Source organism: Paraburkholderia phenazinium (genome assembly GCF_900141745.1).
In the GTDB taxonomy this organism is placed as follows: domain Bacteria; phylum Pseudomonadota; class Gammaproteobacteria; order Burkholderiales; family Burkholderiaceae; genus Paraburkholderia; species Paraburkholderia phenazinium_B.
The window spans coordinates 91,676-116,018 of sequence record NZ_FSRM01000001.1 but is presented as its reverse complement, the minus strand read 5'-3'; the positions used below and the strand labels follow the sequence as shown (position 1 = coordinate 116,018).

Below are 24,343 nucleotides of genomic sequence, written 5' to 3'. Positions count from 1 at the left end.
CTTACGCTTCTTCCGGCGCGGCCTGCTGCTTTGCGGCCAGACGGTTTTCGAGGTAGTGAATGCTGGTGCCGCCCTCGACGAACTTTGCGTCGAGCATCAGCTCGCGGTGCAGCGGGATGTTGGTCTGAATGCCTTCAACCACCATTTCCGACAGCGCGATACGCATCCGCTTGATAGCCTGCTCGCGCGTCGCGCCATAGGCGATCAGCTTGCCGATCATCGAATCGTAGTTCGGCGGCACGAAGTAGCCGTTGTACGCGTGCGAATCGACACGGATGCCGGGGCCGCCCGGCATATGCCAGGAGGTGAGGCGTCCCGGCGACGGCGTGAACTTGAACGGATCTTCGGCGTTGATCCGGCATTCGATTGCATGGCCCTTGAACACGATGTCGCGCTGGCGGAAGGCGAGCTTTTCGCCGGCCGCGATGCGGATCTGTTCCTGGACGATATCGACACCAGTAATCAGTTCGGTCACCGGATGTTCGACCTGCACGCGCGTGTTCATCTCGATGAAGTAGAACTCGCCGTTTTCGTACAGGAACTCGAACGTGCCCGCGCCGAGATAGCCCATCTTCTTGCAGGCATCCGCGCAACGATCGCCGATCCGGTCGATCAGGCGGCGTGCAATTCCAGGCGCCGGCGCTTCTTCGATCACCTTCTGGTGACGGCGCTGCATCGAGCAATCGCGCTCACCGAGCCAGATAGCGTTCTTGAACGAATCGGCGAGGATCTGGATTTCGATGTGCCGCGGGTTCTCCAGGAATTTCTCCATGTAGACCTGCGGGTTGCCGAAAGCGCGGCCGGCTTCTTCGCGCGTCATGTTGACCGCGTTGACGAGCGCCGCTTCCGTGTGGACCACGCGCATGCCGCGGCCACCGCCGCCGCCAGCTGCCTTGATGATCACCGGATAGCCGACCTGGCGGGCAATTTTCACGATCTCTTTCGGATCGTCGGGCAACGCGCCTTCAGAACCCGGCACGCAGGGCACGCCGGTTTTGATCATGGTCTGCTTGGCCGTGACCTTGTCGCCCATCATCCGGATTGTTTCCGGGCGCGGGCCGATGAAGGTGAAGCCGGACTGTTCGACGCGCTCGGCGAAGTCGGCGTTCTCGGAGAGAAAGCCGTAGCCGGGGTGGATCGCTTCGGCGTCGGTGACTTCGGCCGCGCTGATCAGCGCCGGCATGTTCAGATAGCTCAGGTTCGAAGGCGCCGGGCCGATACAGACGGCCTCGTCGGCGAGCTTCACATACTTGGCTTCTTTGTCGGCCTCGGAATAGACGACGACCGTCTTGACGCCGAGCTCACGGCAGGCGCGCTGAATTCGAAGCGCGATCTCGCCGCGATTGGCAATGAGAATTTTTTCAAACATAGCGGATTTTCGACTCATCAATGGGCGCCGCAGGGTAGCGGGAGCCTCAGAGGATCGGTCGCGCACCCCGTTCCTGCAGGTGCGCGGACGGCAAACGCAAAGCGTGCCGCGTTAGCCGACCACGAACAGCGGCTGACCGTATTCGACGGCTTGCCCGTTGTCGACGAGGATTTCCTTGACCACGCCGGACTTGTCCGACTCGATCTCGTTGAGCAGCTTCATCGCTTCGATGATGCAAATGGTCTGGCCTTCCTTGACCGTATCGCCCACCTGGACGAACGCCTCGGCACCCGGCGACGGCGCGCGATAGAACGTGCCGACCATCGGCGAGGTTACGACATGGCCTTGCTGCGCAACGGGCGCGGGCGTTGCCGGAGCAGCCGGCGCTTCAGCGGCGGGGCCTGCTGCGGCCGGTGCCGGCGCGGCGTACTGCGGTGCATAGGACGCGGACGGCTGGACGTAAACCGGCGGCGCATTCTTGACGATGCGGACCTTGCCTTCACCTTCAGTCACTTCCAGTTCCGAAATGCCGGACTCGGAGACGAGGTCGATCAGAGTCTTCAGTTTACGTAGATCCATTGGGCACATCCCCTTTCAATACATGAAGTGCCGGCGGCGTTGCCTGCCGGCTAAAAGTAGTTTGTTGGAATCAGCCGCGCGACGAGCCGGCGGCGAGCCGGTCCAGCGCGAATTCGAGCGCGTACAGATATCCCTTCCAGCCGAGGCCGCAAATGACGCCCTCGGCCTGGTCGGAGAAATACGAGTGATGCCGGAACGGTTCGCGACGATGCACGTTCGACAGATGAATCTCGACGAACGGGATGCCGACCCCCGCCAGTGCGTCCCGAACCGCCACGCTGGTGTGCGTGTACGCGGCGGGATTGATCAGAATGAAATCGGTTTTTTCGATCCGTGCGGACTGGATGCGATCGACCAGGGCGCCTTCATGATTGCTCTGGAACGACGCGAGTTCGACACCGGCGTCCGTTGCACGGTCGGCCAGCGCCTGATCGATCTGCGGCAGCGTCACGTGACCATAGACCTCCGGTTCCCGGGTACCGAGAAGATTGAGGTTAGGTCCGTGCAGTACCAGCAGTCGCGTCATGGTCGCTTCTATTTCCGTGGAGTTGGGCGCACTTTAGCGCTGATTAGAGAAACTTGTCTAGTTTCACGCGCACGAGGCTTGATCTGGACGGTCCTCGGCGGATCGTCCGTGCCCGCATCTTCCGGCAATTTTATGCAATTTGCACCCAATTCGACCCGTTCCGGCCGCAATTAACCGTTAGGCGAATGTCAAATTCAGAGCGTGTCGAGGGTGTGTTTCAGCTCGTCCGGCTGGATTTGCCCTAATTTTGTCGAGCGAACGTTGCCTTTTGCGTCGATCACGACGGTGAACGGCAAGCCGCCCGCATTATTGCCGAAGGCCCGGGCGAGGTCCGCACCGCCAAAGCCGATCACATAGACGGGGTAGTCCACCGGCACCTTCTGCAGAAACGCTTTCACGTTTTTGTCCGAATCGACGCCAAGTCCGACGAACTCGATGCCTTTTTTCGCGTATTCGCGATGCAGCTGGGCGAGCGACGGCATCTCTTCCACGCACGGGCCACACCACGAGGCCCAGAAGTTGACCACCACCGGGTGTCCCTTGAGCAGGCTGAGCGACTGCGGTTTGCCATCTGCATTGGTGACGGGAGCGGCCCACAACTGTGCGACGGCGTTTTGTGGGGCCGGCTGGGCGGCCTCCGCGACTTCCATCCCGCCTGCGTTGAGCGCGCTGTGGCCCGCGAATACGCCCGCGCCTGCTGCGATTAACGCTACGAACGCACTTGCCACAATCAACTTGGTCTTCATTGTTGTCCGATCAATTATTGGGGGAGGTGATGCCGTCTTTATCGAGCAACGCCTGCACGGCCTGCACGCTCGCGCGGGCGTGGCGGCCGCGCGCATCGGCACGCACCGCGCCGCGCAAGTCGTCAGTGCCGTAAAGCGCCACATGGATGCCGACCGGCTCGTCGCCAGGCGTTGCCCGCTCGGGGCGCCACAGGAAACTCAGCGTTTCGACGTAGCCGCGGCCCGCGAAATGGCGCGTCTCGGACACGTCGTATTGCACGTTGGCATTAAGGAAATAGATCGCGACGTCTTTCGGGTTGTCGCAGAACGCCTGCAGATAGACATCCGAATGCTCGCCCGCGGTGCCATTGAGCACCGCGCCGGTCAGATAGGGATTGAATGGGGCGAGCCGCTGCATCCAGTCCAGCGCTACGCCGCGCAAGCGGCGCAGCACCACTGGCTGGCTGTCGCCCTGAAAAAGCGACTGGTATTCGCGGATTTCTTCCTCGATCTGGTCGTTATCCGGCAGCCATTCACCGGCGACACGTGTCTCCCCGACGACTTGCCGCGCAGCTTTGCGCTTGGCCGTCGAGTAGTCCAGACCGTCCTCGGCGATCATCCGCGCAGCGGCGATGGCGATTTCCTCGCGCACCCGCTGCGGATCGAAATGTGATTTGCGAACCATCTCACAATCATACTAGAGATTGAAGTGCGGCCTTTTCGCGCCGGGCGGTCTGTCCCGCGCCGGGGTGACCGGCGTGAAGTCCGCCCGGCGGGCCGGAACGGCTGGGCACGTCCGCGCTGCGTAGGGCATTCGAAGGGCGTCGGTTACAATAGCGTCCTTTGCAGACGGACCTTTTCGGCCCCTCCTGCGCCCTCCTCCCACGCAAATACGCCCGCGCGGCACGACAGGCTTATGCACATCCACATCCTCGGCATCTGCGGTACGTTCATGGGCGGTCTCGCGGTACTCGCGCGTGGCGCCGGGCATACGGTGACCGGCTGCGACGCCGGCGTCTACCCGCCCATGAGCACGCAGCTCGAGGCCCAGGGGATTCGTCTTATAGAGGGTTACGGCGCGGAGCAGGTCGATCTGAACCCCGATCTGTTCGTGATCGGCAACGTGGTTTCACGCGGCAATCCGCTGATGGAAGCGATTCTCGATCGCGGCCTGCCGTATGTGTCCGGCCCGCAGTGGCTCGGCGAGCACGTGCTGAACGGCAAGTGGGTGCTGGCTGTAGCTGGCACGCACGGCAAGACCACCACGAGTTCGATGCTCACCTGGCTGCTCGAGGATGCGGGGCTGAATCCGGGGTTTCTCATCGGCGGCGTGCCGCTGAACTTCGGCATCTCGGCGCGGCTGACCGATTCGAGCTTCTTCGTGATCGAGGCCGACGAGTACGACACGGCCTTCTTCGACAAGCGTTCGAAGTTCGTCCACTACCGGCCGCGCACGGCGGTTCTGAATAACCTCGAGTTCGATCACGCCGACATTTTCCCCGATCTCGCTGCTATCGAGACGCAGTTCCGTCATCTGGTGCGTACCGTGCCGGGCATTGGGCGGATTGTCACCAACGGTCGCGAGGACGCGCTTGAACGCGTGCTTTCGCGCGGCTGCTGGAGCGAAGTGGAACGCTTTGGCGTGCAGGGCGGTTGGGAAGCGCTGCCGGCTGAAGACGGCGTGCCCGTCGACGAGCGCTTCGCGGTGTATCACAACGGTGCGCGTGTTGGGGTGGTCGACTGGCAGGTGCAAGGCGAACATAACCGCATGAATGCGATCGCGGCGATCGCCGCGGCGCGCAGCGTAGGCGTGCCGCCCGCGCAGGCCGCGCAGTCGCTGGCGAGCTTCCGCAATGTGAAGCGCCGGATGGAGGTGCGCGGCAGCGTCGACGGCGTGACGGTCTACGACGACTTTGCGCATCATCCCACCGCCATCGAGACGACCGTCGCCGGTCTGCGGACACGCGTCGGCCGCGAACGCACGCGCATCCTCGCCGTGCTGGAACCGCGTTCGAACACGATGAAGCTCGGTGTGATGAAGGCGCAATTGCCGGCGAGTCTCGCGGATGCGGATCTGGTGTTCGGTTATGGCGCGCCTACCGGACGCGACGCGCTGGGCTGGAATCTCGGCGAAGCGCTGGCGCCGCTCGGCGACAAGGCGCAGGCCTTCGATAACCTCGATGCGCTCGTCAAAGCGGTTGTGGCAGCCGCCCGGCCTGGTGATCAGGTGCTGGTGATGAGTAATGGCGGCTTCGGTGGTGTCCATCAGAAGCTGCTCGATGCGCTGTCGGCACGGCCGGTTCAGGCGCGGCCGGCTGAGGCGCGGCCCGATTCAACCGGACGGGGCGAGGCGTGATCCTCTATCTGCACGGCTTCCGCTCGTCGCCGAATTCGTTCAAGGCACGCGTGATGGCGACGCGTCTGGCCGAACTCGGCCGCTCGGCGGAATGGTGCTGCCCGATGTTGCCGGTATCGCCGCTCGAAACCATCGCGCTGGCTGAATCGCTGGCCGCCAGGGCAGCAACGCCGGTGACCGTGATCGGCAGTTCGCTCGGCGGTTATTTCGCCACGCATCTGGCCGAAAAACACGGCTGGCCAGCGGTCCTGCTGAATCCGGCGGTCGTGCCGCAGCGCGATCTCAGCCAGTATCTCGGCGAGCAGCCGCTGTGGCATGGTGGCGGCAGCATCGTCGTCGAACCGCATCATCTGGACGAACTGCGGGCACTGGGTGTCACCGCCATCACGCGGCCCGAACGCTATTATTTGATTGCAGCGACCGGTGACGAAGTACTCGATTACCGTGAGATGCTCGCCCACTATCCGGGCGCACGCACGACGCTGATCGAAGGCAGCGACCACGCAATCAGTGAATTCGAGCAGTACGTCGACGACGTGCTGGCCTTTTGCGACGCAGAGGATCTGGAACCGCCGGCGCCACGCGCGGCGGCCTGATCCGGTAATGCATTGATTCATGCCGCCGGCGCCCAACACGAGCGCGGCGGATCTACCACCACGAACACGTTGCCGACGCGCAGGCCGGATTCAACCGCCAGGCGCTGCGGCAGATGCAAGTCAGAACGAGAGTATTGAGTGAACGTTTTCTTCGAGGAATCGGGCAGTTTCAAGGCGGGCAGCGTGCTGTCGCGCCAGGGCGATGCATTCCAGGTGGAGTTGCCGGGCGGACGGCGCACGAAGGTACGGTCAAAAGACGTGCTGATCGAATTCGAGAAGCCGAGCGCCGGCGATCTGATCCAGCAGGCCGACGCGGCCGCGCAGGAGATCGATCTGGATTTCCTGTGGGAGTGCGCACCCGAGGATGAATTCCCGTTTGCGACGCTGGGCGCCGATTACTTCGGCGCGTCGTTCGGTCCGGTGGAGCGGGCGGCGCTGGTGTTGCGGATGCACAGCGCACCGGTGTACTTCCGCCGCAAGGGCCGCGGCCAGTATCAACGCGCGCCGGAAGAGCAGCTCAAGCTGGCGCTGGCCGCGCTCGAACGCAAACGTCAGCAGGGGTTGGTGCAGGCCGGGTACGAAGAAGAGCTGAAGGCCGGCCGTCTGCCCGAAGTCTTCGCCGGCAAGGCGCTTGGCCTGTTGACCAAGCCTGACAAGAACACCATCGAATACAAGGCGCTCGAAGCTGCTGCGGCGGCGCGCGGCATTTCGCAGGCGCGACTGATGCTCGAATGTGGCGGCATTCCCTCGGCGCGCGCATTGCATGAAGCACGCTTCCTGTCGGAATTCTTCCCGCACGGTACGGGTTTTGCGCCCGTGACGGTCGGCGCTGTGCCGGAGGACTTGCCGACAGCGGACGTACAGGCGTTCTCGATCGATGACGTCACCACCACCGAAATCGACGATGCGTTCTCGGTCGAGCATCTCGCGGATGGCCGCGTGCGCATTGGCGTACACATCGCGGCGCCGGCGCTGGGCATCCAGCGTGGCGACGAAGTGGATGGCATTGCCCGCACGCGTCTGTCGACGGTATATATGCCGGGTGACAAGATCACGATGCTGCCGGACAGCGTGGTGGAGGCGTTCACGCTGGCTGAGGGCGGCCTGCGGCCGGCGCTCTCGCTGTATGTGATCGTCAATCGCGAGACGCAGGAAATTGTGGCAAGCGAGACGCGCGCCGAGCGCGTCTTCGTGAAGAACAATCTGCGCCACAACACGCTGGACGAACTGGTCACCGAAGAGGCGCTTGCCGCCGGTAGCGGCGAATATCCGCATAAGGAAGACATTGCGGTGCTGTGGCCGTTCGCGCTGGCGTTGTTCGAGAAGCGCCAGCAGGCGCGCGCGGGCTATGGTTTGCGTCGCGAAGTGCAGCGCAATACCGACTTCAATTTCTACGTGGACGGCGAGCACATCACGATCACGCCGCGCCGCCGCGGTTCACCGCTCGACACGATCGTCGCCGAGCTGGCGATTCTGGCCAATTCGTCATGGGGCGCATTCCTGCATGACCACGGCGTGCCGGGGATTTACCGAACGCAGCGGGCGTTCGGCGCGCCGACGGGTCCGAAGCGCACGCGTATGCAGACCACCGCCGCGCCGCACGAAGGCCTTGGGGTGACGCAGTATGCGTGGAGCACGTCGCCGCTGCGCCGCTATGTGGACCTGGTCAATCAATGGCAGTTGCTCGCCTGCGTGCAACATGGCGTGACCGCCAAGCTGGCCGCACCGTTCAAGCCGAAGGACGCCGATCTGTTTGCTGTCGTGCAAGGTTTCGACGACACGTATTCGGCCTATGCCGATCACCAGCGCCGCATGGAGTACTTCTGGTGCCTGCGCTGGTTGAAGCAGGAGAACCGGAAGCAGGTGGTGGCATCGGTGGTGAAGGACGACCTCGTGCGGCTTGAAGAGATTCCGTTGCTGTTGCATGTGCCGGCGCTCGGGGTGCATGCGCGCGGTACACGCCTGTTGATGGAAGTGATGTCGATCGACGAGCTGACGGTCGAAGCGTCCGTGCGGATGCTGCACGTGCTCGACGCGCCGACGGTCACGAGCGGTACGGAAGCGGAAGAGGCTGACGAGGGCGAAGAAGAGGTCATCGACGCCGCGGATGACTCTGCGGAAAGCGAAGCGGAAGCAGCGGCGAAAGCGTCGGGTCAAGGTGAAGGCGAGGCCGACGCAGATTCCGCGGAAAACAGCGGCGCAGGCACTGACAACGGTGAGGCGGCGCCCGCCGATCAGCACGTGGCGGAGCCTGGGCAATGAGTCAAACGGCTAACGCGGCTAACTTCGGCGGCGGAGCCGCTGCTGCTGCTGCTGCTCAGGCGAGCTCAAGTGCGTCTGGACAACTAACGGCATCCGGTGTGCGCGACCGCTACGCAGTAATCGGCAATCCGGTTAGCCACAGCAAGTCGCCGTTCATTCATGCACGCTTCGCCGAGCAGACTGGCGAGCCGATCGAATACACCCATTTGCTGGCGCCGATCGATGCGTTTGTGCCGCACGTACGCGCTTTCATGGAAGCCGGCGGACGCGGGCTCAACGTCACGGTGCCGTTCAAGCTGGACGCCCACGCGTTGTCGACGACGCTGTCGCCTCGCGCCGCGGCAGCCGGCGCGGTGAATACCTTGCGCTTCGATGCTGCCGGTATCCACGGCGACAATACCGACGGCTTTGGGCTTGTGCGCGACATCGAAGTGAATCTGGCTACGCCACTTAAGGGTGCTCGCATCCTGCTGCTGGGCGCAGGCGGTGCGGCGCGCGGCGTGGTGCTGCCGATGCTGGAGCGCGCACCGCACACGTTGACCATTGTCAACCGCACCGCCGGGAAGGCCAGTGCGCTGGTCGATCAGTTCAGCGCGGCGGCGCAGGCGGCCGGTTGCCGTTTGAGCGGCGGCAGCGCAACAGCGATCGAGCCAGGCGCTTACGACGTCATCATCAATGCAACCGCCGGCAGTCTGGATGCCGCGTTGCCCGAGTTCGACGACGGCGCATTCGGCAGCGGCACGCTTGCCTACGACATGATGTACGGCGCGCAGCCGACCGTGTTCATGCAGCATGCGCAAACGCTGGGCGCGCGAGCGGCGGACGGCTTGGGCATGCTGGTCGAGCAGGCCGCCGAGTCGTTTTATATCTGGCGTGGCGTGCGTCCTGACGGCGCGCCGGTGCTGGTGCAATTGCGTCAGATGTTGTCTGCACCGGGCGCAGCGTGACGATGATGGCGCGAACGAGGGGATCAGGCAGGCCGGGACCGACCCGCTGGACTCTTTACGTTGGCGCGGTGGTCGCGATTGCCTGGATAGCGACGCAACTGTTCTACTTCGTGCAGATTGGCGTCTGGAACTACGTCAATCCGCAGTCGACGGCATTCATGCGCTCGGACGCGTGGACGCTCTCGCAGGACCGCCCCGACCTGTCGATCCAGCATACATGGGTGCCATACGATCAGATCTCGCGCAATCTCAAGCGCGCGATCATTGCGTCCGAGGACGCGAACTTCGTGAACAACAACGGCTACGAGACCGACGCGATTCTGCAGGCGTGGGAAAAGAACAAGGCGCGCGGCAAGATCGTGGCGGGCGGTTCTACGATTTCGCAGCAACTGGCGCGCAATCTGTTTCTATCGCGGCAGAAGAGTTATATCCGTAAGGGGCAGGAGCTGATCATCACGTGGATGCTCGAGACTTTGATGGACAAGGAGCGGATCTACGAGATTTACCTCAACTCGGTCGAGTGGGGGAATGGGGTTTATGGGGCTCAGGCTGCCGCGAACTATTACTATAAGACTTCGGCGGCTAAGCTCACCGCGTGGCAGTCGGCGCGGCTGGCGGTGATGCTGCCGAGGCCTAAATATTTTGATGAGCATCGGAGTTCGCCGTATCTCGCGCAGAGGGCGGGGGTGATTGCTCATCGGATGGGGGCGGCTGAATTGCCAGAATGAAGGTGGGGGCCTGCGGCGGCTTGGGTTGGGTTGTTGTTCTTGCGGTGTTGGCCTTTCCTTGCGTTCTTAGTGGTTTATTAGCGATGCCCCTGTGCGGGGCGGCACCTACTTTTCTTTGCCGCCGCAAAGAAAAGTAGGCAAAAGAAAGCGGGCTCACACCGCCAGCCTGTAGGTGTCCACCACTGGCATGAAGCCGGAGTGGTCCGCGCACGCATTGCGCTCTCGCTCCACACCCGTCAGTGACACAGCGCTCATCCGTTCCAGCGTTGCGCTTCGCGCCCCGCCGTCGGGCATAACCCCCCTTCTGCAAACTCTGCAGGAATTCTAACTTTACTGAGTGTCGGCCTATTCGGTGGACTGCCGAGCTCCGCTTTTGCGATCGTGTAATTGAACGTACGGCCGGCCGAGTTCGCTCGGCATGTTCTGCGCGCCATACTCACCGTCTCCCCTTGCTGACCGATCCGCCGCGCACGTAGTGTGCGGGCGGGATGGATGAGTCCTTTGTCACGAGGGGTGAGTGCGCGAGGGACGATTTCGTGCGCGTACCACTCCGGCTTCATGCCAGTGGTGCACACCTACAGGCTGGCGGTGTGAGCCCGCTTTCTTTTGCCTACTTTTCTTTGCGGCGGCAAAGAAAAGTAGGTGCCGCCCCGCACAGGGGCAACGCAAGCAAACCGATAAGAAAGCAAGGAAAGGCCAACACCACAAGAACAACAAACCAAACCAAGGCGCCGCAGGCAAACCCCCCAAAACCCGCGCCCAGCGGCCAAATCCCATTATATGAATACAACACTCACATATTGGAGATTTGAATAAAACCGCCCTACAATCCGAAGCACCAAGCCTGCAGAGCACGGCTAATAAGCCTACGCGCCGAGCGCGAATTAGAGCCGCCTGCAAGGCAAAAAGAGTCCAGAACCTCCGCGCACCCAGCAAGCGCGGCCGGCTGGACCATACGATCGGAGACAACAGCCATGCCCCTCACCGTCAGGCAGCAATCGCGCGCATATAGCGCGCCGTCCCGTTTCTCTGGCCGCCACGCCGGTCCCGCGCGCTAACACCCCAACCAGTCGCCCAATCGCCATGAACAAAGCGATGTCCACCCACGCCGCAGCCGACCACGACGCCGACTCCGAAGCCCTGCCGCAATCGCGTCCCCGCACGCCCAACGGTGCGCCCGGCTCACATGCCCCCGCCGACGGAATCGCGCTGCCCAGCACGCTGCTCGACATCACGCCGCAGCAAGCCGGCACGCAGACCCTGTTGCGCGGTCTCGCGATTCTCGAAGCTGCTGCCGCGGGTGTACGCGATCTGCGTACCTTCGGCGCCGCGCTCGGCACGACCCGCAGCACGACGCACCGGCTCGTCAGCAGCCTCGTCCAGGCGCGCTATCTGCGTCAGGTGCAAGGCGGCTATCTGCTCGGCCCGAAGCTGATCGAACTCGGCACCATCGCGCTCGAACAGATGCCGCTCACCACCGTGGCCCGGCAACATCTCGAATCGCTCGCCGAACAGACGCTCGATACGATCCACCTCGGCGTGCGCGATGGCGACGACGTGCTCTACATCGACAAGATCCCCGGCACGCGCGGTCTGGAAATGCGCTCGCGCGTGGGGCACCGCATGCCACTGGCCTCCACTGGCATCGGCAAGGCGATGATGCTAGATCTCACGCCCGATTCCTGGCAGTCGCTATTCGACGCCTCGCGTCGTGCGCTCGCTGGCGTCAGCTTCAAACCCGATAACCGCCCCGACATGCCGACCTTCATGCAACGCATGACGAACTACTCGGCCGGCGGCTATACGTTCGACCTCGAGGAGAACGAGGCGTCGATTCGATGCGTCGCCGCGCCCGTGCGCGATGCGTCGGGTTCGATCGTCGCGGCGCTGTCGGTGGCGAGCACGATTCCCTATATGTCGCTCGAACGGATGGACGAACTGATTCCAGTCGTGCAGCGCGAAGCACGCGCCATCTCGGAAGAACTCGGCTGGCGTGTGCCGCAGCCGGCGACGCGCAGGATCAAACGATGACGCAAGCGGGTTCCCCCATGCCGGCCGCTCAACTCGCAGGCGCTGTAGAGGCCGCCAGCTTGACGGACGCCGCGCTCGACGCGAGTGGCGCAGCAACCGCGCAAACGCAGGCCGTCAGCCTCGATCAGGCCGCGTTGGTCGCGCTCGACTGGGGCACGACATCGTTGCGCGCCTATCTGTTCGACGCCGCCGGTAACGTGCTGGACACGCGCGAGTCGACCGCGGGCATCATGAATCTGCCGCGTCCGGCGGCTGATGGCGGCTTCGATGCGGCCTTCGAGTCCGCTTGCGGCGCCTGGCTGGAGCGTGCACCCAATGTCCCGGTGATCGCAGCCGGTATGGTCGGCAGTGCGCAAGGCTGGCTCGAAGCACCCTATGTGGATGCGCCGGCGAGCGCCGATGCGCTGGTCGATGGCATCGTCCGTGTGCAAACGGCACGGGGCGTGACGCTGCATATCGTGCCAGGCGTGCTTGAGCGCGGCGAACTGCCGAACGTCATGCGTGGCGAAGAAACGCAAATTTTCGGCGCGCTCGGCGATAGCCCCGCAGCCGCAACCGATGGACAGCACGAACTGATCGGCCTGCCCGGCACGCACGCGAAATGGGTGGTGGTGCGTGGCAGCCGCATCGAGCGCTTTCATACTTTCATGACCGGCGAAGTCTTCGCAGCCCTGCGGGAGCACACGATTCTCGGCCGCACCATGGTGACGCCCGATCGTATGGACACCGAGGCATTTCTGCGCGGCGTGAACAACGCACGCCTGAAAGGGCAGGCTGGGGTGCTCGCCACGATATTCAGCACGCGCACGCTCGGCCTGACCGGGCAACTCGCGGGCCAGCAGCAGCCCGACTATCTGTCAGGTCTGCTGATCGGCCATGAGCTTGCCGGCCTCGACGCGGTCCTCGTGCAACATCAAAGCAAGCTCGACGGGCACGCGCTGCGCCTGATCGGCAATGAGGCGCTGTGCGGGCGTTATCAGCTCGCGCTGACCCAATTCGGTTGTACCGAGGCGGAACTGGCCCGGCAAGCCACCGAACGCGGTCTGTGGCGCATCGCGACGCAGGCCGGGCTTGTCGCGCCGGCGTCCGGTGCTGCACAGGCCGCACGCGCCGTCGGCGGTTAGTCAGAAGGTTAAGCGGCCGCGCACGACATAGACAAGGAATCGACATGCAACCTCATATCAACCTACCCGCTCCGTATCTGCCGCATGCCGGTCTGATGGCGGCATTCGAAGCGTGTCCGCTTATCGCCATCCTGCGCGGCGTCACGCCGGCTGACGCCGCCGAGCATGCTCAGGCGCTGTATGAGGCGGGGTTTCGGATCGTCGAAGTGCCGCTGAATTCACCGCAGCCGTTCGACAGCATTGCCGCGATCCGCAAGGCATTGCCGGCCGATGCGATCGTCGGCGCGGGCACCGTCCTGCATGCGAGCTTCGTCCACGATGTGCTGTTGGCCGGTGGCGAACTGATCGTGATGCCGCATAGCGACGCCGAGGTGGTGGCGGCAGCGAAGGCGCGTGGCCTCGCGTGTGCCCCGGGCGTCGCTACGCCGAACGAAGCGTTCCTCGCGCTGAAGAACGGGGCAGATGTGCTGAAGATGTTCCCGGCTGAACAGCTTGGCTGCCAGGTCGTGAAAGCCTGGCGCGCGGTGATCGCCGCCGAGGTGCCGCTGGTGCCAGTCGGCGGCATTACGCCGGACAACATGGGGCCGTTCCTGACCGCAGGCGCGAATGGTTTCGGGCTCGGTTCTGCGCTTTACAAGCCGGGCCAGAATGTGGCGGCGACGGCGTCGCATGCGCGGGCCTATATCAACGGCTTGCGAATCGCACGGGCGAGTGCAAAGAAATGAACCGGCTCGCCAACAAGGTCGCGTTGATTACCGGTGCCGGTCGCGGCATCGGCGCAGCCATCGCGCTGGCGTTTGCGCGCGAAGGTGCGGCGGTCGTGCTGGCGGAACTGGATGTTGAAACCGCGCAGCGCACCGCGCGCGACATCGAGGCGGCGTGCAAGGCAAGTGGCGCCGGCAGTGCGAATGGCGCGAGTGCAGCGCGTGGCCCTGCAGCAAGCGGCGCCAGAGTACTCGCGGTGCAGACCGACGTGACGCAATCCGCCTCGGTGCAGCACGCCGTGCACGAAGCGGAAAGCACCTTCGGCGCGGTCGATGTGCTGGTCAACAACGCCGGCATCAACGTGTTCTGCGACCCGCTGACGATGACCGACGACGACTGGCGCCGCTGCTTCGCGGTGGATCTCGACGGCGTCTGGAACGGTTGCCGCGCGGTGTTGCCGGGAATGGTGGAACGTGGTGCGGGCAGCATCGTGAACATCGCTTCGACACATGCGTTCAAGATCATCCCGGGCTGCTTCCCGTACCCGGTTGCGAAGCACGGTGTGATTGGATTGACCCGGGCCCTCGGTATCGAATACGCGCCGCGCAATGTGCGCGTCAACGCAATCGCACCGGGCTACATTGAAACGCAGTTGACGCATGACTGGTGGAACGGTCAGCCGGACCCGGCGGCCGCGCAGCAGGCGACGCTCGATCTGCAGCCGATGAAGCGAATCGGCCGCCCGGAAGAAGTCGCGATGACGGCAGTGTTTCTCGCCTCGGACGAGGCACCGTTCATCAACGCGAGCTGTATCACGGTAGATGGCGGGCGCTCAGCGCTGTATCACGACTGAGCCACCGTCTGGAGAAAACCCAGGCGGCACGCCGTGGAAAGTGTGCCGCTGTGAAGCACAACGAAGCGAAGCGCCGCAGAGCGCGACGATCAGTTTCAGCCGGTTGACGCGCTGGCCGCGTGTGTCAAGGACCGGATAAGAAGACGCGGCCGATACCTTCTCGTTATCTACTAATTAGTCAGGAGACTGCAACATGAAACGTAGAATTTTCCTCACGCTGGCAGCTGCAGCAGCAGGGGTGCTGTTCAATGCACCGGTCGTCCAGGCCGCCGATCAGGTCAAGATCGGTTTTCTGGTGAAGCAGCCGGAAGAACCGTGGTTCCAGGACGAATGGAAGTTCGCCGAGATCGCTGCCAAGGAAAAGGGTTTCACGCTGGTGAAAATCGGTGCTCCTTCCGGCGAGAAGGTGATGAGCGCGATCGACAACCTGGCTGCACAGAAGGCGCAGGGCTTCATTATCTGCACGCCGGACGTCAAACTTGGACCGGGGATCGTCGCCAAGGCGAAGGCTGACGGACTGAAGATGATGACGGTTGACGACCGCCTCGTCGACGGTGCCGGCAAGCCGATCGCATCGGTGCCGCATATGGGCATTTCGGCCTACAACATCGGCAAGCAGGTCGGCGACGGTCTGGCTGCGGAAATCAAGAAGCGTGGCTGGGACATGAAGGATGTGGGCGCGATCGACGTGACCTACAACCAGCTGCCGACCGCAGTCGACCGCACCGGCGGTGCAACCGACGCGCTCGTGGCCGCCGGCTTCCCGAAGGCTAACGTGATCGAAGCGCCGCAAGCGAAGACCGATACGGAAAACGCTTTCAACGCCGCCAACATCGCGCTCACCAAGAACCCGCAATTCAAGCACTGGATTGCCTACGGCCTGAACGACGAAGCCGTGCTCGGCGCTGTGCGTGCAGCGGAAGGCCGCGGCTTCAAGGCGGACAACATGATCGGCATCGGTATCGGCGGTTCGGACTCGGCTCTGAACGAGTTCAAGAAGCCGACGCCGACGGGCTTCTACGGCACCGTCATCATCAGCCCGAAGCGCCATGGCGAAGAAACCTCGACGCTGATGTACGACTGGATCACGCAAGGCAAGGAACCGCCGGCACTTACGCTGACGACCGGCATGCTGGCCACGCGTGACAACGTCGCGGACGTGCGTGAAAAGATGGGTCTGGCATCGAAGTAAGCAGTCTTTAATAGACGTGCAGCGGCTGGGCGCCGGACAGCAATGATCCGGCGCCTGGTCGTCCCGGCAGCACATGCAAGGCGCGGATCAATTGCCGTGCTCGCAGGCGCAACAGCAGTAGAGACAAACCGGTGTGCCGGCAACGCGGGAGAAACGCGCCGGACCGCTCGGTTCACAGGATGCAACAGGAGGCGAAGTGTCAGCGACGCTGCGTTTTGACAATATTGGTAAGGTCTTCCCAGGCGTGCGTGCGCTCGACGGCGTGTCCTTCGACGTGAACGTCGGCCAGGTGCACGGCCTGATGGGCGAGAACGGCGCGGGGAAATCGACCTTGCTGAAGATTCTCGGTGGTGAATATCAGCCGAATTCCGGCCGCCTGTTGATCGATGGCAACGAGGTGCGCTTCGGTAGCGCGGCCGCGTCGATTGCGTCCGGAATCGCCGTGATTCACCAGGAACTGCAATACGTGCCCGACCTCACGGTCGCGGAAAACCTGCTGCTTGGCCAGTTACCGAACTCGCTCGGCTGGGTCAACAAGCGCGAAGCCAAACGCTTCGTGCGCGAGCGGCTCGAAGCGATGGGCGTGGCGCTCGATCCGAACGCGAAGCTGCGCAGGCTCTCGATCGCACAGCGTCAGATGGTGGAAATCTGCAAGGCGCTGCTGCGCAATGCGCGTGTGATCGCGCTGGACGAGCCGACCAGCTCGCTGTCGCACAGCGAGACCGAGGTGCTGTTCAAACTGGTGCGCGACCTTCGCGCCGACAACCGGGCGATGATCTATATCTCGCACCGGATGGATGAGATTTATGAGTTGTGCGACGCCTGCACGATCTTCCGCGACGGCCGCAAGGTGGCCTCGCATCCGACGCTGGAAGGCGTGAAGCGCGACACGATCGTGGCCGAAATGGTCGGCCGCGAGATTTCGGACATCTATAGCTACAAGCCGCGCGAACTCGGCGAAGTACGCTTTGCCGCCAAGGGGATCGAAGGGCACGCGCTCAAGGAGCCGGCCAACTTCGAAGTGCGGCGCGGTGAAATCGTCGGCTTTTTTGGTCTGGTGGGCGCGGGCCGTAGCGAACTGATGCACCTCGTGTACGGCGCCGACAGCAAGAAGAACGGCGAGATCGTGCTCGATGGCAAGCCGATCAAGGTGCGCAGCGCCGGCGAAGCGATTCGCCACGGCATCGTGCTGTGCCCGGAAGACCGCAAGGAAGAGGGCATCGTCGCGATGGCGACCGTGTCCGAGAACATCAACATCAGCTGTCGCCGTCACTATTTGCGCGGAGGTTTCTTCCTGAACCGCAAGAAAGAAGCGCAAACAGCGGACAGTTTTATCAAGCTGCTGAAGATCAAGACGCCGAGCCGTCGCCAGAAGATCCGTTTCCTCTCCGGCGGCAACCAGCAGAAAGCGATTCTGTCGCGCTGGCTCGCGGAGCCGGATCTGAAAGTGGTGATTTTCGACGAACCGACACGCGGCATTGACGTCGGCGCGAAGCATGAGATCTATAACGTGATTTATCAGCTTGCGGAACGGGGTTGCGCGATCGTGATGATTTCGTCGGAGCTGCCGGAAGTGCTCGGCGTGTCCGACCGGATCGTGGTGATGCGGCAGGGGCGCATCTCCGGCGAGTTGCTGCGCAGCAAGGCGAACGAGCAGGCAGTGCTGAGTCTCGCATTGCCGCAAAGTTCGACCGCACCGCAAGCCGCCGCGCCCGAAGCGGCCTGATATCGACCACCGACCGGACGCAAGTCCCCAATAACCCGTCAGCCCGTGACGAAAACGGGAGGAGTAATCAAATGCAAGCCAGAGAAAACCTCGCGCAACAGGCCGCCAAGAGTGCCGCCGAAGCGCTGATTCCGCAGAGCAACGACAAGCAGAAATGGTGGCAGCAGGTCACCGACTACAGCCTGATCGTGATCTTCGCGATCATGTTCATTACGATGTCGCTGACCGTCGATCACTTCTTCTCGATCGAAAACATGCTCGGGCTCGCGCTGTCGATCTCGCAGATCGGCATGGTCGCGTGCACGATGATGTTCTGTCTCGCTTCACGTGACTTCGATTTGTCCGTGGGTTCCACCGTGGCATTTGCCGGCGTGCTGTGCGCAATGGTGCTCAACGCGACGGGTAACACGTTTATCGCCATCATTGCAGCAGTCGTGGCGGGTGGCGTGATCGGCTTCATCAACGGCGCTGTGATTGCGTACCTGCGCATCAATGCGCTGATCACCACGCTCGCGACGATGGAAATCGTCCGTGGCCTCGGCTTTATCGTGTCGCATGGTCAGGCGGTGGGCGTGTCGTCGGATACGTTTATCGCGCTGGGCGGCCTGTCGATGTTCGGCGTCTCGCTGCCGATCTGGGTCACGCTGTTGTGCTTCGTCGTGTTCGGGGTGATGCTGAACCAGACCGTGTATGGCCGCAATACGCTGGCAATCGGCGGCAATCCGGAAGCCTCGCGTCTCGCTGGCATCAACGTCGAACGCACCCGCGTGTACATCTTCCTGGTGCAAGGCGCGGTGACCGCGCTGGCCGGTGTGATTCTCGCTTCGCGTATCACCTCGGGTCAGCCGAACGCTGCCGAAGGCTTCGAGCTGAACGTGATCTCCGCGTGCGTGCTGGGCGGAGTCTCGCTGCTGGGTGGCCGTGCGACGATTTCGGGCGTGGTGATCGGCGTGCTGATCATGGGCACGGTCGAAAACGTGATGAACCTTTTGAATATCGACGCGTTCTACCAGTACCTGGTGCGCGGTGCGATCCTGCTCGCTGCCGTGCTGCTCGACCAGCTGAAGAACCGCGGCTCGCGCGATTGACGCGCGGCGTCTGACTAACTGCCTTCTGAGGAAACGAACGATGTCGTCACCTGCCAATGCCAACGCCCGCCAGGCGGACAACGTGTACGCGCGTTATCCGAGTCTTGTAGACCGCATCGTGTTGATCACGGGCGGCGCGACCGGGATTGGCGCGTCGTTCGTCGAGCATTTTGCGGCACAGGGTTCGCGGGTTGCCTTCTTCGATATCGACGCGAGCGCCGGCGAGGCGCTTGCGGACGAACTCGGCGATTCGCGTCACAAGCCGCTGTTTCTGTCCTGCGATCTGACTGACCTCGACGCACTGCGCAAGGCCGTTGCCGATGTCAAAGCGGCACTCGGCCCGGTCGAGGTGCTCGTCAACAATGCTGCGAACGACAAGCGTCACAAGATCGAAGAGGTGACGCCGGCGTTTTTCGATGCGGCTATTGCCGTGAATATCCGCCACCAGTTCTTTGTGGCGCAGGCCGTGATGGACGACATGAAAGTGGCCGGACGCGGTTCGATCATCAATCTCGGCTCGATTAGCTGGATGTTGAAGCAGGGTGGCTTTCCGGTCTACACGATGTCGAAATCGGCCGTGCAGGGCCTCACGCGCGGTCTGGCGCGCGATCTCGGCCACTTCAATATCCGCGTGAATACGCTGGTGCCGGGCTGGGTCATGACCGAGAAGCAAAAGCGCCTGTGGCTCGACGATGCGGGGCGCCGTGCGATCAAGGATGGCCAGTGCATCGATGCCGAGCTGATGCCCGCTGATCTGGCACGTATGGCGCTGTTCCTTGCCGCCGACGACAGCAGCATGATCACCGCACAGGACCTCGTCGTGGATGGAGGTTGGGCGTGAGCGCAGCCGTGCCTGTTACGCGTGCGGCGCTGCTGGTCGACGCCAAATGCACGCTCGGCGAGGGCGCGACGTGGTGTTCGCGCAGCGGCCGTTTCTACTGGACCGACATCGAAGGCGCGAAGCTCTGGCGCTATGACCCGCGCGACGGCCGCAGCACGTTCTGGCGCATGCCGGAACGGCTCGCGACATTTGCGCTCTGCGCCAATCCGCACTACCTTTTACTCGGACTCGCCTCGCATCTGGCGTTCTTCGACCTTGCAACTGGCGAGACAGAGCGTATTGTCGATGTCGAGCCCGGTTTGAATACACGCGTCAACGACGGCCGCTGCGACCGTCAGGGGCGTTTCGTCTTCGGTACGAAGGATGAGGGTTCGCCCTTACGCGCAGTGGGTGGGTTCTACCGTCTGAACCGCGATCTGTCGCTCGAGCGCCTGCCGCTGCCGGCGCCCGCGATTTCGAACAGCATTGCGTTCAGTCCGGATGGCGCGACGATGTATTACTGCGATTCGCCGACCCGCGAGATTCGCGCGTGCGATTACGGCGCGGACGGCAGTATCGCGAACGACCGGGTGTTCACGACGCTCGCGGACGCGACCGGCGAGCCCGACGGTTCGACCGTCGATCGCGACGGCGGCCTGTGGAATGCGCAGTGGGGCGGCGCTCGCGTGGTGCGCTACGGCGCCGATGGTGTCGAAACCGCGCGCGTCACGGTGCCGACCGTGCAACCGAGTTGTGTGGCGCTGGGCGGCGCACAGCTTGGCACGCTGTACATCACGAGCGCGCGTACCGATCTGGATGCGGCGGCGCTTGCCGGCGACTCCCGCGCGGGCGGCGTGTTTGTGGCCGTGCCGGGACAGCGAGGCTTGCCCGAAGCGGTATTTCAGGGCGCACCGCTGCGGTGCAGGACGCAGGACGAGTGAGTTGAGCAAGGAAGGACTCAAAGAGGCAGCCGGCCAAGGCGCCCACCAATAAAACATCCGTCAGCGATGACGGCAACGTCTCACGCCTCTCGATTGGAGCCTGATATGACTGTAGCGAATCTCGCATCCGCTTCACAGAATTCCCAGACTGCACAGACGCGCCGCGCCCGGCTGGCGGCCGCCGCCCATCCGGTGCTGGCGGGGCCGAGCACATCGGCGGTGGCGGTGGGTGAGACGAGTGGCGGCGACGTGGCGTGCGTGACGCTCGCCAACACCCATTTGCGGCTCGACGTGGCGCCGTCGCTTGGCGGCGGCATCACCCGCTTCGACTGGCGCAGCGACGGCGCGCTGGTGCCGATATTCCGCCGCTGCCGTCACGTCGCGACCGATACCGATCCGAATCAATTGGCGTGCTATCCGATGCTGCCTTACTCGAATCGCATCGGCGGCGGTCATTTCGGCGTGGGCGGGCGACGCATCGACGTGCCGCGCAATCGTGTGGCTGAGCCGCTGCCCATTCATGGCGACGGTTGGCTGGCCCACTGGGGTGTGGCGGAAACGAGCCCGGACCGCGTGCGCCTGACGCTTGACCGCAGCGATGGCAAGCCCTTCGCATACCGCGCGACGCAGACGTATGCGCTCGAAGGCCCGACGCTCGTGATTACGCTCGAGGTCGAGAACACGGGACGCGATGCGCTGCCGTTCGGTCTCGGCATCCATCCGTTTCTGGTGCGCGACGCGCAAACTGAGCTGTCCGCGGCTGCCGCGGGACTCTGGTTGCAGGGTGACGACTGGCTGCCGCTGCGTCACGTGCCGGCGCCGCCGGCGTGGCAGTTCGGCGTGGCTTATCCGTTGCCGCAAACCATCGTCAATCACGCGTTTACCGGCTGGAGCGGACAGGCCGCGGTGGTCTGGCCAAAGCGGCGACTGTCGCTGACGATTGCCTCGGATACCGATTACTACGTGCTCTACACGCCGCCGGGCGAGGATTTCTTTTGCTTCGAGCCGGTCGATCATCCGATTAATGCGATGAACCTGCCCGGCGGGGCGGCCTCCCATGGCATGACCATGCTGGCGCGCGGCGAGCACTTGCGCCGCTCGTTCCGGTTTACGGTCGAACGGACCGGCTTGCGCGCAGCGGCAGGGGCGCGGGGTTCGCGCCGGCAGTGAGAGGAGGTGGCAGCCTGCCCGCCGTGCTCTGCGCGAGGACGGGTAGAATACGCGCGCCACTTCTTTCATCAGCCCGCCGCGAGCCCGATATGTCCACTTTTATCCAGACACTCAACGACGCCTGGCAGCGCACGAATTCGCTGCTGTGCGTCGGCCTTGATCCCGAGCCCGCGAAATTTCCGGGGGCGCTCGCCGGCCGCGCCGATTCGATCTTCGAGTTTTGCCGCACGATCGTCGACGCGACCGCGCCTTATGCCTCGTCATTCAAGCCGCAGATTGCGTACTTCGCCGCTCATCGCGCGGAAGACCAGCTTGAAGAGTTGATCGCGCATATTCACGCTCAACATCCGGGCCTGCCGGTGATTCTCGATGCGAAGCGCGGTGATATCGGCAGCACTGCCGAGCAATACGCACGCGAGGTGTTCGAGCGCTACCAGGCCGATGCGGTGACCGTCAATCCGTATATGGGCTTCGATTCGATCGAGCCGTATCTGGAACACGAGGGTAAAGGCGTGATCGTGCTGTGCCGGACGTCGAATCCGGGCGGCTCGGATCTGCAGTTTCTGGATACGGCGGGGCGCCCGCTGTATCAGGTGGTCGCGCAACTGGCGGCGCAGAAGTGGAATGCGAGCGGCCAGCTCGGGCTGGTGGTGGGCGCGACTTTCCCGAAGGAGATCGAGGTGGTGCGCGGCATTGTCGGTGAGATGCCGCTGCTGATTCCGGGTATCGGCGCGCAAGGCGGCGATGTCGAGGCAACGGTGAATGCGGGGCGCACCGCGGCGGGTACGGGCATGCTGATCAATTCGTCGCGCGCGATTATTTATGCGGGCAAGGGCGACGATTACGCGCAGGCCGCGGCGAAGGCGGCGATGGAAACGCGGGATCGGATTAATGGGTATCGGTGAGGGAAGGGCGAGCTAGCGCGGATGACCTCTTGCGAATTATATCCATTTGGATATAATCTCGTTCATGAAGCCAGTGCGATTTCTTGGAGACTCGCTGAAGTGCTTGCGCGAGTTCCCGGAAGACGCCAGGCAGGACGTGGGTTATCAGTTAGACAAAGTGCAACGAGGTCACCAGCCGGACGACTTTAAGCCCATGCCTTCGATTGGCAGGGGCGTAGAGGAACTTCGTGTCTGGGATGAGTCCGGCACTTACCGTGTTGTTTACACCGCTCGCGTGGCCGAAGCGGTGTATGTATTGCATGCCTTCCAGAAGAAAACTCAGGCCACATCGCAACGTGATGTAGACGTTGCCAAGGCGAGATATAACGAACTGATGAGGGGTGTGAAATGACTCGAACCGAAACCTACGCCAGCGTCTGGGACGCACTAGCTGATACGCCGGAGCAGGCTGCCAATTTGCGTACTCGCGCCGAACTGATGCAGCAGATCGCCGAGCTTGTTAAATCGAGCGGATGGACGCAGGTGGAAGCGGCGTCGCATTGTGGTGTGACGCAGCCTCGCATCAACGATTTACTGCGTGGCCGTGTATCGCGCTTTTCGCTTGATGCGCTGGTGAACATTGCCACCGCACTGGGTCGACGAGTGCACGTGGAACTGGAAGCGGCCTAGGCGCTAATCGATCGGCGCCGTCGGCCCCAGCCGCGCGATAAATTCCGCCTGCGCCGGATAGGCGCTTCGCAGTGCGTCGACATCAGCCAGTTCAAACTCACTGAACTCGAACCCCGGCGCGACCGTGCAACCGACCAGCGCGAACGTCGCTGGATCTGCGCATTCCGCTGCAAACCACAAACCGGCTGGCACCACCGCCTGAAACACGGTGCCAGGATGCGTCAGTGCGTTGCCGAGCCGATGCGTGACCAGTTGCCCATTCTCATCAAGAACGTGAACCAGCAGCGGCTCGCCGGCGTAGAAGTGCCAGACTTCATCGGACTTGATCCGATGCCATGCCGAATGGGCGCCGTCGCATAACAGGTAGTAAATCGCCGTAGACGCCGCTCGCGTTTCTCCAGCCCCGGCCCCATCACGATCCACCCTCGCCGCCGAGCGATACGCTTCGCGAAAGTAGCCGCCCTCCGGATGCGCCTGCAACTCGAAGCGCCGAACCAGATCGTCTTTAGCCAACGAGGAAACCGGCATCGTTATCGCTCGCGCTCGTCGAGCAACGCTAGCAGTCCGCGCAGCGCATGCGCCGCCGCCTGAACGCGGATTCTCTCGCGGTCACCCTTAAATACAACCGTTTCCACCGACGTATGCAGCCGGTTGGTCCAGCCAAATGAGACCGTTCCGACCGGCTTCGTCTCGGTGCCGCCGCTCGGGCCGGCCACCCCGGTAATCGCCAGCGACACCTGCGCGCGGCTATTGCGCAGCGCGCCCTCGGCCATCGCGCGGGCGACCGGTTCGCTGACCGCCCCGTGTTTTTCGATCAGATCCGGCGGCACGCCGATCATTTCGCTCTTGGCCTGATTCGAATACGTGACGAAGCCGCGCTCGAACCAGCCGCTGCTGCCGGAGATGTCGGTAATCGCCGTTGCGACCATGCCGCCCGTGCAGGACTCGGCGGTCACGAGCATCAGGCGTTCGTCGCGCAACCGGTTGCTGACGCGGATAGCGAGTTGGTGGACGACGGAATCGGTAGCCAT

The 24,343-nt window shown here is 63.2% G+C and carries 25 protein-coding genes; 18 read left to right on the top strand and 7 right to left on the bottom strand.

Annotated features, from left to right (window positions below; translation table 11 throughout):
- Nucleotide 1: 1 nt before the first annotated feature.
- From accC to BUS06_RS00540, 5 genes are all read right to left on the bottom strand, one after another.
- Nucleotides 2-1,369, bottom strand: a complete 1,368-nt coding sequence (accC, locus tag BUS06_RS00560) for an acetyl-CoA carboxylase biotin carboxylase subunit (protein WP_074262518.1) — start codon at nucleotides 1,367-1,369, stop codon at nucleotides 2-4.
- A gap of 111 nt (nucleotides 1,370-1,480) precedes the next feature.
- Nucleotides 1,481-1,948 carry an acetyl-CoA carboxylase biotin carboxyl carrier protein gene (accB, locus tag BUS06_RS00555; protein WP_074262517.1) on the bottom strand — a complete coding sequence of 156 codons (468 nt, stop codon included), beginning with the start codon at nucleotides 1,946-1,948 and terminating at the stop codon, nucleotides 1,481-1,483.
- Nucleotides 1,949-2,018: 70 nt separating this feature from the next.
- The gene (aroQ, locus tag BUS06_RS00550; RefSeq protein WP_074262516.1) at nucleotides 2,019-2,474 is read right to left on the bottom strand and encodes a type II 3-dehydroquinate dehydratase; all 456 of its coding nucleotides are present in this window, start codon (nucleotides 2,472-2,474) and stop codon (nucleotides 2,019-2,021) included.
- A gap of 194 nt (nucleotides 2,475-2,668) precedes the next feature.
- The gene (locus BUS06_RS00545; protein WP_074262515.1) at nucleotides 2,669-3,220 is read right to left on the bottom strand and encodes a TlpA family protein disulfide reductase; all 552 of its coding nucleotides are present in this window, start codon (nucleotides 3,218-3,220) and stop codon (nucleotides 2,669-2,671) included.
- A gap of 10 nt (nucleotides 3,221-3,230) precedes the next feature.
- Entirely contained in the window at nucleotides 3,231-3,884 is a 654-nt protein-coding gene (locus tag BUS06_RS00540) for a UDP-N-acetylmuramate--alanine ligase (RefSeq protein WP_074262514.1), read from the bottom strand.
- Nucleotides 3,885-4,115: 231 nt separating this feature from the next.
- Here BUS06_RS00540 and mpl point away from each other — a divergent pair, with 231 nt between their 5' ends.
- The 18 genes from mpl to BUS06_RS00450 all read left to right on the top strand — a co-directional run bounded on the left by mpl (nucleotide 4,116) and on the right by BUS06_RS00450 (nucleotide 23,312).
- Complete coding sequence (mpl, locus tag BUS06_RS00535) at nucleotides 4,116-5,555, top strand: UDP-N-acetylmuramate:L-alanyl-gamma-D-glutamyl-meso-diaminopimelate ligase (protein WP_074262513.1); 1,440 nt, start codon at nucleotides 4,116-4,118, stop codon at nucleotides 5,553-5,555.
- The gene (locus BUS06_RS00530; RefSeq protein ID WP_074262512.1) at nucleotides 5,552-6,151 is read left to right on the top strand and encodes a YqiA/YcfP family alpha/beta fold hydrolase; all 600 of its coding nucleotides are present in this window, start codon (nucleotides 5,552-5,554) and stop codon (nucleotides 6,149-6,151) included. Before mpl ends, BUS06_RS00530 begins: the two co-directional genes overlap by 4 nt.
- A gap of 138 nt (nucleotides 6,152-6,289) precedes the next feature.
- Complete coding sequence (locus tag BUS06_RS00525; RefSeq protein ID WP_074262511.1) at nucleotides 6,290-8,413, top strand: ribonuclease catalytic domain-containing protein; 2,124 nt, start codon at nucleotides 6,290-6,292, stop codon at nucleotides 8,411-8,413.
- Nucleotides 8,410-9,360 carry a shikimate dehydrogenase gene (gene aroE, locus BUS06_RS00520; protein ID WP_083611326.1) on the top strand — a complete coding sequence of 317 codons (951 nt, stop codon included), beginning with the start codon at nucleotides 8,410-8,412 and terminating at the stop codon, nucleotides 9,358-9,360. Before BUS06_RS00525 ends, aroE begins: the two co-directional genes overlap by 4 nt.
- 5 nt (nucleotides 9,361-9,365) lie before the next feature.
- Nucleotides 9,366-10,088 carry a monofunctional biosynthetic peptidoglycan transglycosylase gene (mtgA, locus tag BUS06_RS00515; RefSeq protein ID WP_074265842.1) on the top strand — a complete coding sequence of 241 codons (723 nt, stop codon included), beginning with the start codon at nucleotides 9,366-9,368 and terminating at the stop codon, nucleotides 10,086-10,088.
- 1,083 nt (nucleotides 10,089-11,171) lie between these two features.
- Nucleotides 11,172-12,119 (top strand): IclR family transcriptional regulator, encoded by a 948-nt coding sequence (locus tag BUS06_RS00510; RefSeq protein WP_074262509.1) that lies wholly within the window; start codon nucleotides 11,172-11,174, stop codon nucleotides 12,117-12,119.
- Nucleotides 12,116-13,243 (top strand): 2-dehydro-3-deoxygalactonokinase, encoded by a 1,128-nt coding sequence (locus BUS06_RS00505; protein WP_074262508.1) that lies wholly within the window; start codon nucleotides 12,116-12,118, stop codon nucleotides 13,241-13,243. Before BUS06_RS00510 ends, BUS06_RS00505 begins: the two co-directional genes overlap by 4 nt.
- 44 nt (nucleotides 13,244-13,287) lie before the next feature.
- Complete coding sequence (locus tag BUS06_RS00500; RefSeq protein WP_074262507.1) at nucleotides 13,288-13,968, top strand: 2-dehydro-3-deoxy-6-phosphogalactonate aldolase; 681 nt, start codon at nucleotides 13,288-13,290, stop codon at nucleotides 13,966-13,968.
- Entirely contained in the window at nucleotides 13,965-14,801 is an 837-nt protein-coding gene (locus tag BUS06_RS00495; protein WP_074262506.1) for an SDR family oxidoreductase, read from the top strand. Before BUS06_RS00500 ends, BUS06_RS00495 begins: the two co-directional genes overlap by 4 nt.
- 193 nt (nucleotides 14,802-14,994) lie before the next feature.
- Complete coding sequence (locus BUS06_RS00490) at nucleotides 14,995-15,993, top strand: arabinose ABC transporter substrate-binding protein (protein ID WP_074262505.1); 999 nt, start codon at nucleotides 14,995-14,997, stop codon at nucleotides 15,991-15,993.
- A 196-nt stretch (nucleotides 15,994-16,189) separates the two neighbouring features.
- On the top strand, nucleotides 16,190-17,719 hold the full coding sequence (gene araG, locus BUS06_RS00485) for an L-arabinose ABC transporter ATP-binding protein AraG (RefSeq protein ID WP_074262504.1): 1,530 nt from the start codon (nucleotides 16,190-16,192) through the stop codon (nucleotides 17,717-17,719).
- Nucleotides 17,720-17,790: 71 nt separating this feature from the next.
- Nucleotides 17,791-18,807 (top strand): L-arabinose ABC transporter permease AraH, encoded by a 1,017-nt coding sequence (gene araH / locus BUS06_RS00480; protein ID WP_074262503.1) that lies wholly within the window; start codon nucleotides 17,791-17,793, stop codon nucleotides 18,805-18,807.
- A 40-nt stretch (nucleotides 18,808-18,847) separates the two neighbouring features.
- The gene (locus tag BUS06_RS00475; RefSeq protein ID WP_074262502.1) at nucleotides 18,848-19,648 is read left to right on the top strand and encodes an SDR family NAD(P)-dependent oxidoreductase; all 801 of its coding nucleotides are present in this window, start codon (nucleotides 18,848-18,850) and stop codon (nucleotides 19,646-19,648) included.
- Nucleotides 19,645-20,568: an SMP-30/gluconolactonase/LRE family protein gene (locus tag BUS06_RS00470; protein WP_074262501.1), complete on the top strand. Its 924-nt coding sequence runs from the start codon at nucleotides 19,645-19,647 to the stop codon at nucleotides 20,566-20,568. The genes BUS06_RS00475 and BUS06_RS00470 overlap by 4 nt, the downstream gene beginning before the upstream one ends.
- A gap of 105 nt (nucleotides 20,569-20,673) precedes the next feature.
- Nucleotides 20,674-21,738 (top strand): aldose 1-epimerase, encoded by a 1,065-nt coding sequence (locus BUS06_RS00465; protein WP_074262500.1) that lies wholly within the window; start codon nucleotides 20,674-20,676, stop codon nucleotides 21,736-21,738.
- Nucleotides 21,739-21,827: 89 nt separating this feature from the next.
- On the top strand, nucleotides 21,828-22,643 hold the full coding sequence (gene pyrF / locus BUS06_RS00460; protein WP_074262499.1) for an orotidine-5'-phosphate decarboxylase: 816 nt from the start codon (nucleotides 21,828-21,830) through the stop codon (nucleotides 22,641-22,643).
- A 64-nt stretch (nucleotides 22,644-22,707) separates the two neighbouring features.
- Nucleotides 22,708-23,034, top strand: coding sequence for a type II toxin-antitoxin system RelE/ParE family toxin (locus BUS06_RS00455; protein ID WP_074262498.1), 327 nt, complete (start codon nucleotides 22,708-22,710; stop codon nucleotides 23,032-23,034).
- Nucleotides 23,031-23,312: a helix-turn-helix domain-containing protein gene (locus BUS06_RS00450; protein WP_074262497.1), complete on the top strand. Its 282-nt coding sequence runs from the start codon at nucleotides 23,031-23,033 to the stop codon at nucleotides 23,310-23,312. The genes BUS06_RS00455 and BUS06_RS00450 overlap by 4 nt, the downstream gene beginning before the upstream one ends.
- Nucleotides 23,313-23,315: 3 nt before the next feature.
- Here BUS06_RS00450 and BUS06_RS00445 read toward each other — a convergent pair whose 3' ends face one another.
- Both BUS06_RS00445 and BUS06_RS00440 read right to left on the bottom strand, forming a co-directional pair.
- The gene (locus BUS06_RS00445; protein ID WP_074262496.1) at nucleotides 23,316-23,840 is read right to left on the bottom strand and encodes a cupin domain-containing protein; all 525 of its coding nucleotides are present in this window, start codon (nucleotides 23,838-23,840) and stop codon (nucleotides 23,316-23,318) included.
- Between the two features lie 2 nt (nucleotides 23,841-23,842).
- A complete protein-coding gene (locus BUS06_RS00440) occupies nucleotides 23,843-24,343 on the bottom strand; it encodes a CinA family protein (RefSeq protein ID WP_074262495.1) in 501 nt (166 codons plus the stop codon).

Excerpts from the sequence above, each read along its gene's own strand:
- accC (WP_074262518.1), bottom strand. The coding sequence starts at position 1,369 with ATGTTTGAAAAAATTCTCATTGCCAATCGCGGCGAGATCGCGCTTCGA.
- accB (WP_074262517.1), bottom strand. The coding sequence starts at position 1,948 with ATGGATCTACGTAAACTGAAGACTCTGATCGACCTCGTCTCCGAGTCC.
- aroQ (WP_074262516.1), bottom strand. The coding sequence starts at position 2,474 with ATGACGCGACTGCTGGTACTGCACGGACCTAACCTCAATCTTCTCGGT.
- BUS06_RS00545 (WP_074262515.1), bottom strand. The coding sequence starts at position 3,220 with ATGAAGACCAAGTTGATTGTGGCAAGTGCGTTCGTAGCGTTAATCGCA.
- BUS06_RS00540 (WP_074262514.1), bottom strand. The coding sequence starts at position 3,884 with ATGGTTCGCAAATCACATTTCGATCCGCAGCGGGTGCGCGAGGAAATC.
- mpl (WP_074262513.1), top strand. The coding sequence starts at position 4,116 with ATGCACATCCACATCCTCGGCATCTGCGGTACGTTCATGGGCGGTCTC.
- aroE (WP_083611326.1), top strand. The coding sequence starts at position 8,410 with ATGAGTCAAACGGCTAACGCGGCTAACTTCGGCGGCGGAGCCGCTGCT.
- mtgA (WP_074265842.1), top strand. The coding sequence starts at position 9,366 with ATGGCGCGAACGAGGGGATCAGGCAGGCCGGGACCGACCCGCTGGACT.
- BUS06_RS00510 (WP_074262509.1), top strand. The coding sequence starts at position 11,172 with ATGAACAAAGCGATGTCCACCCACGCCGCAGCCGACCACGACGCCGAC.
- BUS06_RS00505 (WP_074262508.1), top strand. The coding sequence starts at position 12,116 with ATGACGCAAGCGGGTTCCCCCATGCCGGCCGCTCAACTCGCAGGCGCT.
- BUS06_RS00500 (WP_074262507.1), top strand. The coding sequence starts at position 13,288 with ATGCAACCTCATATCAACCTACCCGCTCCGTATCTGCCGCATGCCGGT.
- BUS06_RS00495 (WP_074262506.1), top strand. The coding sequence starts at position 13,965 with ATGAACCGGCTCGCCAACAAGGTCGCGTTGATTACCGGTGCCGGTCGC.
- BUS06_RS00490 (WP_074262505.1), top strand. The coding sequence starts at position 14,995 with ATGAAACGTAGAATTTTCCTCACGCTGGCAGCTGCAGCAGCAGGGGTG.
- araH (WP_074262503.1), top strand. The coding sequence starts at position 17,791 with ATGCAAGCCAGAGAAAACCTCGCGCAACAGGCCGCCAAGAGTGCCGCC.
- BUS06_RS00475 (WP_074262502.1), top strand. The coding sequence starts at position 18,848 with ATGTCGTCACCTGCCAATGCCAACGCCCGCCAGGCGGACAACGTGTAC.
- BUS06_RS00465 (WP_074262500.1), top strand. The coding sequence starts at position 20,674 with ATGACTGTAGCGAATCTCGCATCCGCTTCACAGAATTCCCAGACTGCA.
- pyrF (WP_074262499.1), top strand. The coding sequence starts at position 21,828 with ATGTCCACTTTTATCCAGACACTCAACGACGCCTGGCAGCGCACGAAT.
- BUS06_RS00455 (WP_074262498.1), top strand. The coding sequence starts at position 22,708 with ATGAAGCCAGTGCGATTTCTTGGAGACTCGCTGAAGTGCTTGCGCGAG.
- BUS06_RS00450 (WP_074262497.1), top strand. The coding sequence starts at position 23,031 with ATGACTCGAACCGAAACCTACGCCAGCGTCTGGGACGCACTAGCTGAT.
- BUS06_RS00445 (WP_074262496.1), bottom strand. The coding sequence starts at position 23,840 with ATGCCGGTTTCCTCGTTGGCTAAAGACGATCTGGTTCGGCGCTTCGAG.
- BUS06_RS00440 (WP_074262495.1), bottom strand. The coding sequence starts at position 24,343 with ATGGCTACCGATTCCGTCGTCCACCAACTCGCTATCCGCGTCAGCAAC.